Genomic DNA, 13269 nt, shown 5'->3' with positions numbered 1-13269 from the left:
GCTCCGATCCCTGGGTAGGGTCGGGGCCTTTGGCGTGCGGCGGGTCAGGTGAGCTGCTGTGTGGTGATGAGCGGGTGCGGTTCGAGGGAGACCCAGTCGCATCCGCCGTGGGCGTGGACGGCGCCGCTCTCCTCGTCCTGCCACGCCTGGTCAAGGTCGAAGGGGATGCGGCGGGCCGCCTCCACGAACGGGCCCTTGGCGGCTTCCTTCGAGGCGTAGACGCCGAGGACTTCGCCGCCTTCGTGGTCTTCGCCGGTGGCGAGGACCCAGACGATCGGGCCGGTCGGCTGCGGGCGGGGGTGGGCGAGTTCGGTCATGGGGTCGTCCTGTCGTGTCGGGCGGTCAGAGGCCGAGGCGGGCGGGTCAGAAGCCGCCACCGGGGAAGATGGCGGCATGGCCCGTAGCGGCGGGCGGCCGAACCATGTCGAGGTAGTGGTACAAGGCGCGCGCCGACGGGCTGAGCGTGTTCCAGTCGGCGGCGTCGAGGTCGGCGACGATCTCGCGGATCTCGGTGAGCGATAGTTCGACGGTCGCGGCGCCGTCGTCGGTGACCTTGATGACCTGCACGGCGGGGTCCTTTCGGTGGCGGTGGGTTGAGGGTACGGCGGGGGTCAAACGGCGGCGCCGCCCTCGGTGTGAGGGCGGCGGTTCGCGGGGAGGTCAGACGGCGATCAGCTCGGCGTCGGGAATGGCCTGCATCAGCGGCAGATCCCGTCCGCCGGACTCCTCGTCCCAGTCGGTGGAGACCGTGACCGGGCCGACGTTGGGCACCTCGACGGTCAGGGTGATCTCGGTGGCCTTCCAGGTCGACCCGGTGGAGCAGGTGCGCTCCACGATGCGGGTGGTGACCGTGCCGCCGACGCGCTCGTAGACGGTGTTCAGCTCGTGCTGGGACCACATGGTGAGGCTTGTGGCGGTCTCGCCGAGGAAGGGCTGCGGCGCCCGGCGGTTGGCGAATCCGAGGGCCTTGTTGACCGTGGCGACGCGCTCGGCTTCGGCGCGGGCGCGGTTGGCCTGCTCGATGTCGAACAGCTCCTGGGCGCAGCCGGGGCAGTTGGTGAGGAAGGGGGCGGCCTTGGGGTGACGGCGGCAGGTCTGGAGTCGCATGTCGGAGTCCGTTCTCGTGGTGGTGCGCGGGCGGTGGGTCAGGCGGCGAGGGCGTCGGCCAGGAGCTGTACCCGGCCAGCGATCGGGAGGTCGACGGGGTAGAGGACGGTGACGGTGGCGAGGCCGCTGGTGGTGCGCTGCTTGGGCTCGTCGGCGGCCGGCCGGGGCACGGTGTAGGCGCTGCGGTGGACCGTGTAGGAGATCAGCCGGTCGATGCGGAAGTCGCGGCGCTCGCCGCTCTCGCGGTCCATGGCCTTGGCGAGGATGTCGCCTGCCGCGCTGACGTAGAAGTCGTAGATCTCGACGGTGCGCACGGTCTCGACCAGGTGGCCGGTCTTCTTGCCGGCGTCGTCCTTCTCTTCCTTGAGGTAGGTGATGGTGACCGGCTGCTGCTTGTCGAGGGCGGTGATGAGGCGGGTGAGGGTGGCGGTGCTGGTCTCGTTCTTGGTGTGCCTCATCGGGTCCCCCTCGGTTCGACTGCCAACTTTGTTGACGCATTCAGCATGACAGAGGCCACGCCGAACTGCAACATAGTTGGCAGGCTTTCGTCTAGAAAGTTGGCGCCGATCCGTGAGACGATCCCTGCATGACGCCGAACATCAGCCCCGCCGACGCAAGCGCCCACATCCGCAGACTCGACCGGGCCACAGCCGCCCACGAGAAGACCCGCAATACCCTCGACCACGCCATCGCCGACGCCCGTGCGGCCGGCCTGCCGCTCACCACCATCTCGGAACACACGCCGTACAGCCGCGAGTGGGCACGGAAGATCGCCAACCGAGTCGACGCGGAACGCTGCAACGCCGTGGGGGACGCGTTCAACAGCTCGGGCACCGAGCGCTGCGAACTGCCTGCCGGACACGAGGGCCGCCACTACGAAGGAACCACGACGTGGCCCAACCACTCACGCCCGGCGGGCAGCGAGGAGAAGACCGCGTGAGCGAGCAGGCGCATCGCTGCGGCGCCCGCACGGTGTTCTGGCCGGACGTCGAGGCCATCGACGCTGAGTGCATCCGCCCGCGCGGTCACGAGCCCGCCAGCATCCACGAGGACGAGATTCTCGGCGAGTGGAACGAGGATGAGCTGACGACGTACTACCCCGAGCCGGACGACGGCGCGGGCCTGGTGCGCCCGGACGAGGAGCCCGGCACATGAGCAAGCCGCCGAGCGGCCCGCTCGGTCCCGCCGGGAACAACGTGCGGCGCAACATCCGACGCCTTCGCGAGGAACGCCTATGGGGGTACAGAGACGTTGAGGAACGCCTCGCACGAGTAGGCCGCGCCATCCCCACAGTTGAGCAGGGCTGGATCGACGCCGGGGAACGCCGCGTCGACGTCGACGATCTCGCCGCGTTCGCAGCGGTCTTCGGGATCACCCCAGGCGAGCTGCTGGAACCGCCCGCAGAGTGCGAGACCTGCCACGGCGCTCCGCCAGCCGGCTTCATGTGCATGGAGTGCGAGACCAGCCGACTACCCACACGGCCCACCGCATGACGACGGCCCCGCCCGGACGACCGATCCGGTGCGGGGCCGCTGCATTCACGCGCTACATGCCTACCTCGTCGGTCGAGAGCGTGATATCCAGCGTGGTCGCTCCGACCGTGATGGTCACAACCCCGTGGCACAGAGAGTCAGGATCCTCCGCAGTTACATCGCCCTGGCAGCCGTTACGCAGGTACTCCGCCTGAGCAGCCTTCATCTCACGGATCTGCTTCATGCTCGCTGGGTACTGACGCCCCGTCTTCTTGATCGCGCCTTCGACGCCCGAGACCACGCCCATGATGTCCTTGATGTAGCGGGCGCACGCGTTACTTGACGGTTGCATGCAGGCCGAGGTGGATTCGGCGTCCTTCCCCTTTGCAGCATCGAGCTTCGGCCCCCAAACCGGTTCAAGCTTGCCCGGCTTGGTCGAAGCCTCCGCCTTCGGCCTCGCGTTCTTGGCTGCGCGGTCGCTCGTGTCGTTACTAGAGCAGCCGGCAAGTGCGAGGCCGGCGGCAAGCAGGATGGCGGCGGCAGTGCGGCGCATTGGGTTCCCCCCGAGGCGTGTGGTTGCTGGCCGCATGATGCGCCCGCGTGAAGGCTCCGTGGAGGCGTTGTCGCCGTTCCGTGACCCGAATCCACCCGAACCAGGCGACACGAACCGGTCCGTCTCGGCACACTGCCAGCATGGACGACGTGGTGTACATGGTGCGCGGCCGAACCGAAGCGATCTGCCGACGCGAACTCGAACGCCTCTGCCAGCTTCTAGGCGCCGTCCCGCGCACACTCCCCACCGACGCGATGCCACCCGGCTGGGTCGCCCGCGCCGTACCCGCCCTGCCGGCCAACGAGCCTGAGCATGGATGAACCCCCCTGCCATCGGGGTGCGGCAGAGGGGTTCCAGGGGAGCAACCGCGGCCCTCACCAACGGATGCACAACCACTGTCGCACGACTGTCAAACGGCCTCCCCTCACTTCTGGTTGACGTTCTTCGCCCACACGCCGCGGGTGCTGGTGTGGGTGTGCTGCTGGTGCACGGGTCCCGCGTAGTGGTGGTGGTGCACGTCGGGCACGGCCTCCCTGACGCGGCGAAGGAGCCGGGCGACGGCCAGGATGGGAACGGCAACCGCGGCAGGCGCGGCGCAGATCATGCCGATCACGGTCGGGTCGGCGTGGCCGGACGCCAGCAAGATCCCGATCGCGACCGCACCCACCGGCAACGACGCCACCCCAGCAGACAGCATCACCGCGCTGACATCGGTCGCGCGCTGCGACATCGGCGGCCGGCCCGGCTGCGGCACGGGCGGTGTACTGCCGTAATGCGGGACAGGGGTCTGGTCGCGGTAGGCGGTCATGGCCTGGTCTACAGCGGCGATCAACTGTTCCGCGTTGTGGCTGATGTCGGGCTGCCCGGTCATGACGTCTCCTTTGGCAGGTAGTAGCGCACGGAGCGACCGTCACGGCGGGACAGGACACCGTGCCGCTCCCATTCCTCGATGGCGCGCATCGCCGTGTCCCGGCTGACACCGCACGTCTGCGCGAGTTCCTTCTTCGTCGCCCCACCACCGAGGGCAACGAATGCCCGGTACAGGTCTGGCCACTGCCCAGCCGTGACCGTGCTGCCGTCGGGGAAGCGCAACGGGGCGAACGCCTCGACCCACGGCTCGTCGGTGAGCGCGGGCTGCGGCTCGGTGTCGCGGACGTCGGTGTAGTAGAAGCCGACCTCTTCGGCGATGTCCTCATCCGACACGTACTCGGCGCGGTACACGCGCGGCGTGTCGTGCTCGGGAGTCTGCGCGAGGAACTTGCCCGGAAGGTCGAGCAGCTCGGGACGCCAGCCCTTCGACTGGCAGCCGGATCCGAAGATGAACGGGGCGTGCCCGGCCTCGCCGGCGCGGGTGCTGATGCGGTTGGCGTAGTTGCCGCGCGCATCGGTCGACCCGCCGAAGACCTTCCGGGACGGCTGCTGTGTGGCGGAGATGAACTGGATCGCAAGGAACCGGGCGATCGCGAGGAGCGACTCGTACAGTTCGGTCAGCTCCTGCTCCTGCCGGACCAGCTCGGCCAGTTCGTCCGTCACCACGAAGATCGCGCTGCCGTGCTCGCCCGGCACCCACTTCCGCACCGGGCCGCGCCCCTCGGCCATGGCCTTCCGGGACAGCTCGGCAAGGATCGCACCACGCCGGTCACACTCGGTGCGGATCCACTCCAGCAGTCCGCGGGCCTGCTCTGCGTTGGTGGCGAGGGCTTCCATGCGGCCGCGCCACGGGCCGAGTTCGGGCGCGCCGGGCTTCATGTCGATGCCGTACAGGTCGACGTCGGTGCATCGGTTGAGGCGCTTCAGGATCAGGTTGACGATGCCGGACTTCCCCCAGTCGGAGGCGCCGGCCACGAGGGTGTGCCGGTAGAGGAGGCGGAGCAGGAACGCCTCGCCGTCCTCGTCGCGTCCAAGGAGCACCGGCTCGCGGCAGGTGGTGACGCCGGTGTCTGTCACGGTCAGCGTAGTGGCGAGCGTGTCTGACATGGCGACCTTCACGACCAGGTCGTTCGGCTCGGGACCTTCGGCGAGGGTGAGCCGGCCGGGCACGCCCATGTTCGCCTGCAGCTGGGTCGCGCGCTTCACGAGTGCGGCGGGTGCGGTGTTCCGGCCGGGCGGGGTCTTGAGGATGCACGACCAGGATCCGTCCGGGCCGCGGTGGAAGGCGTGAACGGCGAGGGGGACGGCGCCGGTGAGGGCGTGGAAGCCGCGGCGCAGCACGGTCTCTTCCGGCGACGCGCCGGTGAGCCCGGGGTCGGCGGCTTCCAGGCCGAGCGCCTCCGGGACGACGCCCTTGGCCTTGACGGTGTCGACGTGCAGCTTGAGGCGGGCGTTCCGCTGGGTCGCAAGCCACGGCCCGTACACCCCGTATGCGGCACCCGTGGACAGCGCCCACGCGGTCGCGGTCGGCCACGACAAGCCCACGGCCACGGCGGTGGTGATGTCGCCGAGCGCGATGAACCCGGCCGCTCCGACGTGGGTGACGAGCTGGTTCTTGTGCTTCAGCCCGAGGACCGCGCCGGCGCCGGATGCGGTGGCGAGGGCACCGTAGGCGAGGGCGGGGCCTATGCCGTCCTGTGCGAGGCCGAGGATCGTCAGCAGGCTGGTGCCGCCTGCGGGTGCGAGTTCGTACCGGCGGCGGGACACCCACCGGCCCACTGCGGTGGCGCAGTAGAGGCAGGTCTGCCACGTCCGCGATGACGACGACGATGACGACGACACCTTGTGGGGCTGTGACCAGGGGATTTTGTAGGCCGTCGGCGTCGTCGCCTCGCCCGTCATCGTCATCGGGATCGGCGTATACACCTTCTGGTTGGGGGTGCTCATGAGAGGGCCTTCGCGGTGATGAGGGCGCCCTGCGTGCTGAGTTGGAGCAGCCACAGGGCGACGTCGACGAGCTTGCGGAGCGCGTGCAGGGTGAGGATCAGGCAGGTGGCGATGACCAGCAGCGATGCTCCTACTGTGCGGGCGACTGGGTGGCCGGTGGCGTGCGCGAGGGTGGCCACCACGGCCACGTAGACGGCGGCCACAGCGACCGGCAAGTGCGTCCAATTGGTCGCGCCGAGGGCGGCGAACAGGCCGGCTGCGGTGATGAGGAAGAGCGTCGGCTTACTCACAGGTACGGCCCCTCTCCGAGTCGCTTGGCTGTGCGACGGATGCTGTCCGGGTTCATGTCCGGGCGCAGTCGGATGGCCTCGGATACGAGGCTCGGCTGGGGGACGCCGTGGGCGCACAGTGTCCGGACAAGGTCGGCCGGCCCGGACGCTGCGGACGCGATCCGCTTGAGGACGTCCGGCGTGTCCGGACGGGTGTCCTGGCTGATCACAGGCGGTTTGTCCTGTGCGGTGTCCTGGTCGCTGTCCGGCTGTCCGGACGTGTCCGGACGGGTGTCCGGGGTCTTGTCCATCGTGTCCGGCTGGGTGGACGCGGTCAGGGCGAGCGGGGCACGGCGGCGAAGGTCGCGGACCCGGTCCTGCCGCATCACCTCGATGTCGAAGTCGGTGGTGACCTCGGACATGAGGAGCTCGGCGCGCATGCGCTGCTGCCGCATCTGGATGTCGTGCTCGGCTTCCTCGAAGACCATGCCGCGCTCCATGCGTGCGAGCTTGTGGAGTTCGTCGTGAGTGAGGGCAGCGGGGCCACGCATGTCGGCCAGGGCCAGCGCCCAGACCACCTTCGCGCCGAACGGCAGGAACGGGCCGGCCGCAGCCATGGCGATCGAATCCCGGACGATGCCGTGCGAGGCAAGGAACACAGCAACGATGACGAGGGTCCCCCATCCGAGGGCGGGGACGACCCACGTGCGCCCGGCGATGCGGAGGCCGCGGGCCTCGGCGATGATGACGGAACCCCAGACGATGTCGGAGCCGGCGGCGACGGTGAAGCCGATCCATCCGGTGCCGAGGAGGTCGACGAGGCTCCACGTCGTCCAGGCGAGGGAGGCGAGCGACAGGAAGACCGCCGGGTAGATGAGCGGTGAGCTGCGCCGCTTGTGGGTGGTCGTCACTGCTGCTGTCCCTTCTGTGAGGTGCGTCGGCGGCGGGGTGTGCGCCAGGCGTAGGCGGCGATGGTGGTGGCGAAGAGTGCGGGCCAGGGTTGGCCGGTCGTCCAGGCGAGGAGGGCGCAGGCGGTGAAGCCCCATCTGGCGAGTGGGCTGTGGAAGGGGCGTCGCATGCGGGTCTCCTCTCTGGTTGGTGGTGGCTGGTCGGATCTCCAGGGCCCGCGTCCGGGGCGGACGTGGGCCGAGGGCTACCGATCAGTCGTCGGGGTTGTCGGCCTGTCGGCAGCCTTCGCTGCAGTAGGGGTAGCCGCCGGGCGCGCCGCAGAGCTGGCACTCAGTCATGGCTACTTCTCTTCGTCGTCGGTGGTGGAGGCCGTGAGGTGGGCGTCCATGAGTTCGGCTTCGACGTCGGTGACGACGCCTTGCTCGATGCGGTCGTAGACGTGCTGTCCGGCCTGGAAGAGACGGTTGTCGAAGCTCATGCGGGTGGTCCTTCCGGTGGTTGGGGTGCCGGGCTGGCGGACGGGGGCGTGCGTCAGCCCGGCGGCTTGAGGGGGGCTGGTCAGCCGTGTCCGCCGCGGGGGCGGGTGGGTAGCGGCTCTTTGGCGCGCTCGTGTTCGGCGTTCACCAGTCGCGTCCGATCTGGCTGGCGGCGTCGAGGAGTCGGCCGGCGGCGTCGTGGGCGCGTTGCTCGGTGGTGGTGTCGCCGTTGCGGGCGGCGGTGTCGGCGGCGTCGAGCATTTGGTGCGCGGCGTTTTGGAGCCGCTGGTGTTCGGCGGCGGTGTCCTCGTTGCCCAGGCGGCGGGTCATGCGGTCACCGCCGGGCGGGGCAGCGCGCGGCACTTCTCGGCGTGCTCCTGGGCCTGCTTGCGGATCTCGGCGAGCGTGAACGGGTCGCCGAAGGGGCCGGTGTACGCCCCGCGACTGGTACCGGGACATGCGGTGCAGCGCCAGTGCGGGCGGTCGTCGGACGTGATGTCGACGGTCGCGCCACCCACGGTCACGTAGCGGGCGATGACACCTTCGGGCCACGGCTCGGGGCTGGGCTGTTGTGGTTGCGCCTGGGTAGGCTGCATGCGGTCATTCCTCCTGGTAGGCAGGTGGGCTGGCTGGCCCCGGCGGAGGTGCGAACTCCGGCCGGGGCCGACTTGTTGGTGCTGAGAGACCTTGGGCTGGCCCCTCGATCCGAGCGTATGCCATGGCATACACTGAGGCAAGTGGCCCGCCCCATTGGGAGGACGGGAATGACTGACGACGTCACCGAGGAGGCGCGCAAGGTGATCGACGCTCTGAGAGAGATCGATGAGATCGAGGACCCGATCGAGCGCGCCGTGGCGAGCAGCGAGGTGTTGGCCAGCTACAAGGAGCGGGCGCCCGAGTTGCGCGAGTTCCAGCGGCAGGCGATCGAGCTGATGCGCGCGCAGGAGATCTCGTACAGGAAGATCGCCGCCCGGCTGAAGCTACCTCTCGGAGTCGTCCAGAACATCGAGCGGGGCCATGGCAGCGGGTGGGGCACCAAGCCCCGGAAGAAGCCTGCCGAGGAATGAGAGAAGCCCGAGCGATGTGAGAGACCGCCCGGGCCAAGAGCACCAATTGGAGTCAGTGCACTGTGACTGTACCGAACGAGGCTGGCGAGACGAAGCGCCCGGCGGCCGTGTACCGCCTGTTCGATGCCGAGGGGACGTTGCTGTACATCGGCGCAAGCTACAACCCGGACCGGCGCTGCGAGGAACACCGCCGCAAGGCATGGGGGCCGCAGATCGCGCGGCGTACCGAAGATTGGCTACCGAGCCGAGAGGAGGCGTTCGCTGTAGAGCGCCGGGCTATCCGCGCTGAGAGGCCGCGCTACAACAAGGCCAGCACATGGGAATACATCAACGCTCGCAGGGCCGAGGCTGCTGCTACGCCCGAGAAGTGGCGCGTGGCCTACCAGGCAAACGAGCTGCGGCATCGGGTCGTGCGCCAGCTCAAGCGGTTCGGTTACGGAGACGACCGAGCGATCGCTGAGGGAATGCTGGTGGAGCGCGCCTACAAGGAAGCGTCGGGGGCGTTCCCGAACGGCGTGACGTACCCGTCGTTGGAGCAGATCGAAATGAGGTTCGCCCGCGCCGCCGAGTAGCCCACGCAGACGAGAGCCCCGCCGGTGCTGTCGGCGGGGCTTCGTCGTGTTCGGGTTGGGGCCCGAGTAGCAGGCCGCCTGGTGTGCAGCAGCGGTGACGCCGGGCGGCAGGTCCAGGATCACACCGGTGTCAAGCGGCTACTGGGTGCCGTCGCGGTAGAACGGGGACGCCTCGCATTCCAGGTTCGTACAGACGACCTTCTCATCGGCGGGGTTGTCCGGGGCGGCGCCGCGACGGAGGCCGTAGCAGCCGCACTCGGGGCAGGGCTCTGGCGGGCCGGGCTTAGTCGCCGTGAGCCAGTCGCTGAACGATGCGGGCATGGGCCACCGCTCATGGGGAGCGCCGGCTGGATGGTCGCGTTTGGCCCTCCACTGTTCGAGCCCGGTGATGATCTCGTCGTCGCTGAGTTGGTCGGTTTCGGGGCTGCGGCGCACGATGGCGGCGTAGTAAGTGCCGTCCTCGTCTTGGCGGCTGACGAGGCGGTGGTCGTCGTCTTCGGCCATGGCTGGTTTCCCTCCCCTGAGGCGAGGGTTCATGGTGCGCCCGTGCTCGCTGTAGTTCAAGGGCGCATGCATCTACCGTTCCGGCCGGGTGGGGCGTAGCGTCTGGGTTCCCGCGAAGGGGCGTCCTCAGAGGCACCATCATGGCCCGCTGCTCGGAGGGGATACCGAGCGGCGGGCCGCGGCGCGTCAGCAGAGCGGATCGCGCTCCTGCGCCCACGCGTCGAGGATCTGCCGTTCCTGGCGCTCTGCAGCCTCGCGGCATTCGTCGGGGAGTAGCGCCTTGAGGTCGTGGTAGCCGGGCTCGGCAGGTGGGGCGGGGACCCAGCCGGATGCGAAGCCGCAGTTGCAGTAGACGTGAACGAGGCCGGTGAACTCGCGGAGGGTGCCGCGCGGCTTCCCGTCTTCGCCGATCATGGGCTTGGACTGGGTCTGGATGCGTCCGCGCCAGGCGTGCTCGACGGTCCAGTCGGTGGTGGTCATTTGTGTTCCTTCCAGTTGGGTCCGCGGAGTCCGGGCGGGATTGTGGCCAGGGAGATGCGCAGCATCTGCTCAACGAGAGCGTCCGGCATGCCACCGGACCCGGTCTTGCGTGGCTGGCGCTCCGCCTTCGGTCGGTCCAGGGCGGCGCGCTGCTCTTCGGTAAGTCCGTACCCATCGGCGAGTGCGAGCAGCGTGGGGCAGTCGTTGACGTGGGTGACGTTCGGTTCGGAGCAGTAGTCGGCGCCGTCGTAGCCGCAGCCTTCGCAGGCGTAGTAGTCGGACCAACTGGCGGCGAGCGGCTTGTGGATGTCGAGGATGCGTCGGTCGGCGGCGCAGCGACGGAGGATGGCGGCGGGGTCGTGGATGGCGAGGAGGCCGGCGGCTCCGGGCAGGAGGCTGCGGGCGACGAGTGTGCCGTTGCTGTCGAGGAGTTCGAAGTCGTCGGTGCGCGCGGTCCAGGTGGCAATCCAGTCGCGGCCGTGTTCTTTCTCGGCGCTGCGGCAGAGGGCTTCGAGGTGGGTGACCTGCTGGGTGATCCAGGCGTGCAGGTCAGGCATGGGGCTGCTCCTCGGTAGGCCAGGCGGCGGCGAGGCGGGCACGTTCGTCAGCTGTGATGCTGGCGGGCACCGTGAGTACGCCGCCGCCGTTGTAGATGGGCAGCGTCCAGGTGCCGTCGTCTTGCTGCGTCCAGTCATCGGTCGTACGGGGCGCTGCCACGCTCGGCGCTGGCGCGGGCTGGTGGAGGATTGTGTCGAGCATGTCGGCGATCCAGCGGGCGCCGGTGATGCCGTTCAGGTCGTCGCGGAGTGCGGTGAGCTCGGTGGTGAGGTGGTCGGCTCGTTGCCGCTGCTGCTCCCAGTCTTCGACGGTGGGTGCGGCGTCGCCGCGTCCGCAGGCGGGGCAGTAGCCGCGCGCCACCGTGCGGAGCGCGGCCAGCTCGTCGTACAGCTGGTCGAGTTCGGTGTCGGTGATCGTGGACGTGGTCTTCCGGTCAGTCACGGCTGCTCCTCGGTCGGCTCGTGGTTGACGGTGCCGGGCTTGCTGTACCGCTCCATCCAGCGCGCCTTGAGGTCTTCGTAGTCGGCGTCGGACATGGGCGCGGTGACGGTGACTTCGCCGCCACCTACGGGGAAGGTGCGCCGGGCGGCGCGGAGTTCGCGGGCGGTCCGCCGCAGGCTGACGAGTGCCCAGCAGGCGACAGCGGCGGCGGTCCAGGCGATGGTGCACGCGATGGTCTGGATGGTGGTCACTGCTGCTCCTGGCCGGCTGCTTGGCGTGCGGTGTCGCGGAGGCCGGCGACGAGTTCCTCGATGCGGTCGACGGGGATGTCGACGCGGATGGTGTCGCCGTAGCCGTTCCAGGTGGTGAGGGCGACGGCTGGGGTTTCAGCGACCCAGCCGGGTTCGGTTGCGATGCGGTGGCCGTCGGGGTCGGTGTAGTGGAACGTCACGTGTTGCTCCTGGTGGTGTGTCGGGCGGGGCGGGGACGGCGGGCGGCTACGGCTGGGCGGTCAGGCTTCGGCGCCGCAGTTGCGGCAGGCGAAACCGGGGGGCGGCTCGCCGTTGCAGGTCTTGCAGAGGAGGGCGCCCGCCGCGACCGCCGCTTCCTGCCGGGTCAGCCGAAGGTGCCTCTGGTGCAGTTCCAGGGCCCGGTCCGGGCTGATAGAGCCAGTGGCTACCTCCGCCTGGAAGTAGTCGTTGGCGTCCATCCCGTCGAGCGGCCGGGTGCCGTTCATCCACTCCACGGCGCGGCTGCGGGGCACGATGACGACGGGTGTCAGTTCCGTCATGGGCTCCTTGGGATCGAGGCTTCGTGATGCGTAGGGGTTAGTGGTCATGTGGTGTCCTCGTGTCGGCGGGCGGGGGCGGGGCGCTGTGCGCCTCTCTGGGGTTGTTGTGGGGGTGGAGTCGCTGTCGGGCCGTTCGTGGCTTACAGGGGCGTCCAGGGGCCTTCTCGGGCCTGCTGCGCTCAACTCGCCCCGTGGTGGGGTCGCGGCGTAGACCGCGACCCACACGACAGGCAGACCGTCAGGCAGACGGCGGGGCGTAGTCGCAGGCGGCGTTGCAGGCGTGGCACCACGGGTCCCCGGCGACGACCGGGCTGTGCCTCTCGCGGTGGTCGGCGCGCCCGTCGTGGTCCCGCTTCGGGTGGCTGCACTGGGCGCAGCGCTTCGCCTCGTCCTGCGCGGGCTCGTTGGCGATCCGTCGGAGTTCGCGGATCACGAAGCGCGCTCCGTAGACCTCCGGTGCGGCTTCGCTGGACTGTAGGCCGACGTAGCGGTCGAGTTCGTCGGCGGCCTGCTGGAGGACGGTGGCCCGGTCAGTCGGCGACTCGTCGGTCGGCTGCTGCGCCACGTCGTCGTCGGCTTCGCAGGCGAGGCAGGGACAGCGGCTGACGTCGCAGCCATGCGGGCACCGGGAGGGCTGCTGCTCCTCGGTGGCCATGAGGGCGGAGGCGATCAGTCCTCGGTACTCAAGGGCGCTTCGGCCCACGACGGCCTCCGTCTCCAGCACCGCGCGGACTCGCTCCAGGGCGGCCCGGTCGGTGGGCGGCAGCGAGGCAGACGCGGCGGCAGGCATGACGGGCGGCTCCTCACCACGGTCCTCCGCCTCCTCCACGTCCGCCTGCCACCGCATGAACTCCCGCAGCCCCATCGCCGGGTTCACCCGCACCGCGTCGAGCTGCGCCTGCACCTGCTCGTGATGCCCGGCGGCGTAGCCCTCGTGAAAACGGCAGGTGCCCTCCACCTCCGTGCAGGCCGGGCAGTCGTCCAGCGGTGCGATCTCGTCGTAGGGGGCGATCTCCGGGGTCCGGTCGGGGAACTGCTCCCCGATAGCGCCGGGCGACAGGGTGAGCGCGGCGTCCGGGCGTCCGACGCCGAAGACGCGGAGCGGCCAGTCGTCGGGCAGGGCGCGGATGTGCTGGGCGAGCGCGGCGGCGGTGGCGGGCTGCCACTGCACGAGGTGCTGCCACACCTCGGGGGCGGGCTGGTTCATCGGTTCACTCCGTGGTGGGTAGGGTTCGGGGCTGACGGCCGCCCGGA

Annotated in this window: 27 protein-coding genes; 6 read left to right on the top strand and 21 right to left on the bottom strand. The window is 69.7% G+C overall.

The genetic code is table 11. From position 1 onward, the window contains the following. Positions 1-44 precede the first annotated feature (44 nt). The 4 genes from ACZ7GZ_RS06505 to ACZ7GZ_RS06490 all read right to left on the bottom strand — a co-directional run bounded on the left by ACZ7GZ_RS06505 (position 45) and on the right by ACZ7GZ_RS06490 (position 1565). Complete coding sequence (locus ACZ7GZ_RS06505; RefSeq protein ID WP_471021474.1) at positions 45-317, bottom strand: hypothetical protein; 273 nt, start codon at positions 315-317, stop codon at positions 45-47. Positions 318-363: 46 nt separating this feature from the next. Further along, entirely contained in the window at positions 364-567 is a 204-nt protein-coding gene (locus tag ACZ7GZ_RS06500) for a hypothetical protein (protein WP_471021473.1), read from the bottom strand. A gap of 93 nt (positions 568-660) precedes the next feature. Then, positions 661-1107, bottom strand: a complete 447-nt coding sequence (locus tag ACZ7GZ_RS06495; protein ID WP_471021472.1) for a hypothetical protein — start codon at positions 1105-1107, stop codon at positions 661-663. 38 nt (positions 1108-1145) lie between these two features. Then, positions 1146-1565: a WYL domain-containing protein gene (locus tag ACZ7GZ_RS06490; protein ID WP_471021470.1), complete on the bottom strand. Its 420-nt coding sequence runs from the start codon at positions 1563-1565 to the stop codon at positions 1146-1148. A gap of 128 nt (positions 1566-1693) precedes the next feature. Here ACZ7GZ_RS06490 and ACZ7GZ_RS06485 point away from each other — a divergent pair, with 128 nt between their 5' ends. The 3 genes from ACZ7GZ_RS06485 to ACZ7GZ_RS06475 are packed head-to-tail and all read left to right on the top strand — an operon-like array spanning position 1694 to position 2600. Then, on the top strand, positions 1694-2047 hold the full coding sequence (locus ACZ7GZ_RS06485) for a hypothetical protein (protein ID WP_471021469.1): 354 nt from the start codon (positions 1694-1696) through the stop codon (positions 2045-2047). Beyond that, positions 2044-2262 (top strand): hypothetical protein, encoded by a 219-nt coding sequence (locus tag ACZ7GZ_RS06480; protein WP_471021468.1) that lies wholly within the window; start codon positions 2044-2046, stop codon positions 2260-2262. The genes ACZ7GZ_RS06485 and ACZ7GZ_RS06480 overlap by 4 nt, the downstream gene beginning before the upstream one ends. Next, complete coding sequence (locus ACZ7GZ_RS06475) at positions 2259-2600, top strand: helix-turn-helix domain-containing protein (protein ID WP_471021467.1); 342 nt, start codon at positions 2259-2261, stop codon at positions 2598-2600. Before ACZ7GZ_RS06480 ends, ACZ7GZ_RS06475 begins: the two co-directional genes overlap by 4 nt. 52 nt (positions 2601-2652) lie before the next feature. On the opposite strand, the gene ACZ7GZ_RS06470 is transcribed toward ACZ7GZ_RS06475, so the two are convergent. After that, positions 2653-3132 (bottom strand): hypothetical protein, encoded by a 480-nt coding sequence (locus ACZ7GZ_RS06470; protein ID WP_471021466.1) that lies wholly within the window; start codon positions 3130-3132, stop codon positions 2653-2655. A gap of 140 nt (positions 3133-3272) precedes the next feature. Here ACZ7GZ_RS06470 and ACZ7GZ_RS06465 point away from each other — a divergent pair, with 140 nt between their 5' ends. Next, positions 3273-3452, top strand: coding sequence for a hypothetical protein (locus ACZ7GZ_RS06465; protein ID WP_471021465.1), 180 nt, complete (start codon positions 3273-3275; stop codon positions 3450-3452). A gap of 104 nt (positions 3453-3556) precedes the next feature. Here the strand turns inward: ACZ7GZ_RS06465 and ACZ7GZ_RS06460 are convergent, their stop codons facing one another. From ACZ7GZ_RS06460 to ACZ7GZ_RS06425, 8 genes are all read right to left on the bottom strand, one after another. After that, entirely contained in the window at positions 3557-4003 is a 447-nt protein-coding gene (locus ACZ7GZ_RS06460) for a hypothetical protein (RefSeq protein WP_471021464.1), read from the bottom strand. Then, positions 4000-5949, bottom strand: coding sequence for an FtsK/SpoIIIE domain-containing protein (locus ACZ7GZ_RS06455; RefSeq protein WP_471021463.1), 1950 nt, complete (start codon positions 5947-5949; stop codon positions 4000-4002). The genes ACZ7GZ_RS06460 and ACZ7GZ_RS06455 overlap by 4 nt, the downstream gene beginning before the upstream one ends. Further along, positions 5946-6239: a hypothetical protein gene (locus tag ACZ7GZ_RS06450; RefSeq protein WP_471021461.1), complete on the bottom strand. Its 294-nt coding sequence runs from the start codon at positions 6237-6239 to the stop codon at positions 5946-5948. Before ACZ7GZ_RS06450 ends, ACZ7GZ_RS06455 begins: the two co-directional genes overlap by 4 nt. Then, the gene (locus ACZ7GZ_RS06445; RefSeq protein WP_471021460.1) at positions 6236-7129 is read right to left on the bottom strand and encodes a hypothetical protein; all 894 of its coding nucleotides are present in this window, start codon (positions 7127-7129) and stop codon (positions 6236-6238) included. The genes ACZ7GZ_RS06450 and ACZ7GZ_RS06445 overlap by 4 nt, the downstream gene beginning before the upstream one ends. Then, positions 7126-7296: a hypothetical protein gene (locus ACZ7GZ_RS06440; RefSeq protein ID WP_471021458.1), complete on the bottom strand. Its 171-nt coding sequence runs from the start codon at positions 7294-7296 to the stop codon at positions 7126-7128. The genes ACZ7GZ_RS06445 and ACZ7GZ_RS06440 overlap by 4 nt, the downstream gene beginning before the upstream one ends. A 171-nt stretch (positions 7297-7467) precedes the next feature. Continuing rightward, entirely contained in the window at positions 7468-7605 is a 138-nt protein-coding gene (locus ACZ7GZ_RS06435) for a hypothetical protein (RefSeq protein WP_471021457.1), read from the bottom strand. Positions 7606-7747: 142 nt separating this feature from the next. After that, positions 7748-7933 carry a hypothetical protein gene (locus ACZ7GZ_RS06430; RefSeq protein ID WP_471021455.1) on the bottom strand — a complete coding sequence of 62 codons (186 nt, stop codon included), beginning with the start codon at positions 7931-7933 and terminating at the stop codon, positions 7748-7750. Next, a complete protein-coding gene (locus ACZ7GZ_RS06425) occupies positions 7930-8199 on the bottom strand; it encodes a hypothetical protein (RefSeq protein ID WP_471021453.1) in 270 nt (89 codons plus the stop codon). Before ACZ7GZ_RS06425 ends, ACZ7GZ_RS06430 begins: the two co-directional genes overlap by 4 nt. A gap of 168 nt (positions 8200-8367) precedes the next feature. On the opposite strand from ACZ7GZ_RS06425, the gene ACZ7GZ_RS06420 reads away from it, so the two are divergent. Beyond that, positions 8368-8670, top strand: coding sequence for a hypothetical protein (locus ACZ7GZ_RS06420; RefSeq protein ID WP_471021452.1), 303 nt, complete (start codon positions 8368-8370; stop codon positions 8668-8670). Between the two features lie 62 nt (positions 8671-8732). Continuing rightward, entirely contained in the window at positions 8733-9242 is a 510-nt protein-coding gene (locus ACZ7GZ_RS06415) for a GIY-YIG nuclease family protein (RefSeq protein WP_471021450.1), read from the top strand. 138 nt (positions 9243-9380) lie between these two features. On the opposite strand, the gene ACZ7GZ_RS06410 is transcribed toward ACZ7GZ_RS06415, so the two are convergent. The 8 genes from ACZ7GZ_RS06410 to ACZ7GZ_RS06375 all read right to left on the bottom strand — a co-directional run bounded on the left by ACZ7GZ_RS06410 (position 9381) and on the right by ACZ7GZ_RS06375 (position 13222). Continuing rightward, positions 9381-9746, bottom strand: a complete 366-nt coding sequence (locus ACZ7GZ_RS06410; protein ID WP_471021449.1) for a hypothetical protein — start codon at positions 9744-9746, stop codon at positions 9381-9383. Positions 9747-9932: 186 nt separating this feature from the next. After that, on the bottom strand, positions 9933-10226 hold the full coding sequence (locus ACZ7GZ_RS06405; RefSeq protein WP_471021448.1) for a hypothetical protein: 294 nt from the start codon (positions 10224-10226) through the stop codon (positions 9933-9935). After that, positions 10223-10783 carry a DUF6221 family protein gene (locus ACZ7GZ_RS06400; RefSeq protein WP_471021447.1) on the bottom strand — a complete coding sequence of 187 codons (561 nt, stop codon included), beginning with the start codon at positions 10781-10783 and terminating at the stop codon, positions 10223-10225. The genes ACZ7GZ_RS06405 and ACZ7GZ_RS06400 overlap by 4 nt, the downstream gene beginning before the upstream one ends. Next, the gene (locus ACZ7GZ_RS06395; protein WP_471021445.1) at positions 10776-11225 is read right to left on the bottom strand and encodes a hypothetical protein; all 450 of its coding nucleotides are present in this window, start codon (positions 11223-11225) and stop codon (positions 10776-10778) included. The genes ACZ7GZ_RS06400 and ACZ7GZ_RS06395 overlap by 8 nt, the downstream gene beginning before the upstream one ends. Beyond that, a complete protein-coding gene (locus ACZ7GZ_RS06390; RefSeq protein WP_471021444.1) occupies positions 11222-11476 on the bottom strand; it encodes a hypothetical protein in 255 nt (84 codons plus the stop codon). Before ACZ7GZ_RS06390 ends, ACZ7GZ_RS06395 begins: the two co-directional genes overlap by 4 nt. Next, positions 11473-11676: a hypothetical protein gene (locus ACZ7GZ_RS06385; protein ID WP_471021442.1), complete on the bottom strand. Its 204-nt coding sequence runs from the start codon at positions 11674-11676 to the stop codon at positions 11473-11475. The genes ACZ7GZ_RS06390 and ACZ7GZ_RS06385 overlap by 4 nt, the downstream gene beginning before the upstream one ends. A 60-nt stretch (positions 11677-11736) precedes the next feature. Continuing rightward, positions 11737-12015, bottom strand: a complete 279-nt coding sequence (locus ACZ7GZ_RS06380) for a hypothetical protein (RefSeq protein WP_471021441.1) — start codon at positions 12013-12015, stop codon at positions 11737-11739. Between the two features lie 238 nt (positions 12016-12253). Beyond that, complete coding sequence (locus ACZ7GZ_RS06375; RefSeq protein WP_471021439.1) at positions 12254-13222, bottom strand: hypothetical protein; 969 nt, start codon at positions 13220-13222, stop codon at positions 12254-12256. Positions 13223-13269: the final 47 nt, after the last annotated feature.

The sequence above is a fragment of the Streptomyces sp. NPDC037288 genome, assembly GCF_055603265.1.
This window is presented reverse-complemented; position numbering and strand designations above follow the sequence as displayed.

Coding starts and splice junctions, on each gene's coding strand:
- ACZ7GZ_RS06485 (WP_471021469.1), top strand. CDS start 1,694: ATGACGCCGAACATCAGCCCCGCCGACGCAAGCGCCCACATCCGCAGA.
- ACZ7GZ_RS06475 (WP_471021467.1), top strand. CDS start 2,259: ATGAGCAAGCCGCCGAGCGGCCCGCTCGGTCCCGCCGGGAACAACGTG.
- ACZ7GZ_RS06465 (WP_471021465.1), top strand. CDS start 3,273: ATGGACGACGTGGTGTACATGGTGCGCGGCCGAACCGAAGCGATCTGC.
- ACZ7GZ_RS06425 (WP_471021453.1), bottom strand. CDS start 8,199: ATGCAGCCTACCCAGGCGCAACCACAACAGCCCAGCCCCGAGCCGTGG.
- ACZ7GZ_RS06495 (WP_471021472.1), bottom strand. CDS start 1,107: ATGCGACTCCAGACCTGCCGCCGTCACCCCAAGGCCGCCCCCTTCCTC.
- ACZ7GZ_RS06435 (WP_471021457.1), bottom strand. CDS start 7,605: ATGAGCTTCGACAACCGTCTCTTCCAGGCCGGACAGCACGTCTACGAC.
- ACZ7GZ_RS06470 (WP_471021466.1), bottom strand. CDS start 3,132: ATGCGCCGCACTGCCGCCGCCATCCTGCTTGCCGCCGGCCTCGCACTT.
- ACZ7GZ_RS06405 (WP_471021448.1), bottom strand. CDS start 10,226: ATGACCACCACCGACTGGACCGTCGAGCACGCCTGGCGCGGACGCATC.
- ACZ7GZ_RS06455 (WP_471021463.1), bottom strand. CDS start 5,949: ATGAGCACCCCCAACCAGAAGGTGTATACGCCGATCCCGATGACGATG.
- ACZ7GZ_RS06460 (WP_471021464.1), bottom strand. CDS start 4,003: ATGACCGGGCAGCCCGACATCAGCCACAACGCGGAACAGTTGATCGCC.
- ACZ7GZ_RS06420 (WP_471021452.1), top strand. CDS start 8,368: ATGACTGACGACGTCACCGAGGAGGCGCGCAAGGTGATCGACGCTCTG.
- ACZ7GZ_RS06440 (WP_471021458.1), bottom strand. CDS start 7,296: ATGCGACGCCCCTTCCACAGCCCACTCGCCAGATGGGGCTTCACCGCC.
- ACZ7GZ_RS06380 (WP_471021441.1), bottom strand. CDS start 12,015: ATGACGGAACTGACACCCGTCGTCATCGTGCCCCGCAGCCGCGCCGTG.
- ACZ7GZ_RS06430 (WP_471021455.1), bottom strand. CDS start 7,933: ATGACCCGCCGCCTGGGCAACGAGGACACCGCCGCCGAACACCAGCGG.
- ACZ7GZ_RS06490 (WP_471021470.1), bottom strand. CDS start 1,565: ATGAGGCACACCAAGAACGAGACCAGCACCGCCACCCTCACCCGCCTC.
- ACZ7GZ_RS06410 (WP_471021449.1), bottom strand. CDS start 9,746: ATGGCCGAAGACGACGACCACCGCCTCGTCAGCCGCCAAGACGAGGAC.
- ACZ7GZ_RS06375 (WP_471021439.1), bottom strand. CDS start 13,222: ATGAACCAGCCCGCCCCCGAGGTGTGGCAGCACCTCGTGCAGTGGCAG.
- ACZ7GZ_RS06505 (WP_471021474.1), bottom strand. CDS start 317: ATGACCGAACTCGCCCACCCCCGCCCGCAGCCGACCGGCCCGATCGTC.
- ACZ7GZ_RS06400 (WP_471021447.1), bottom strand. CDS start 10,783: ATGCCTGACCTGCACGCCTGGATCACCCAGCAGGTCACCCACCTCGAA.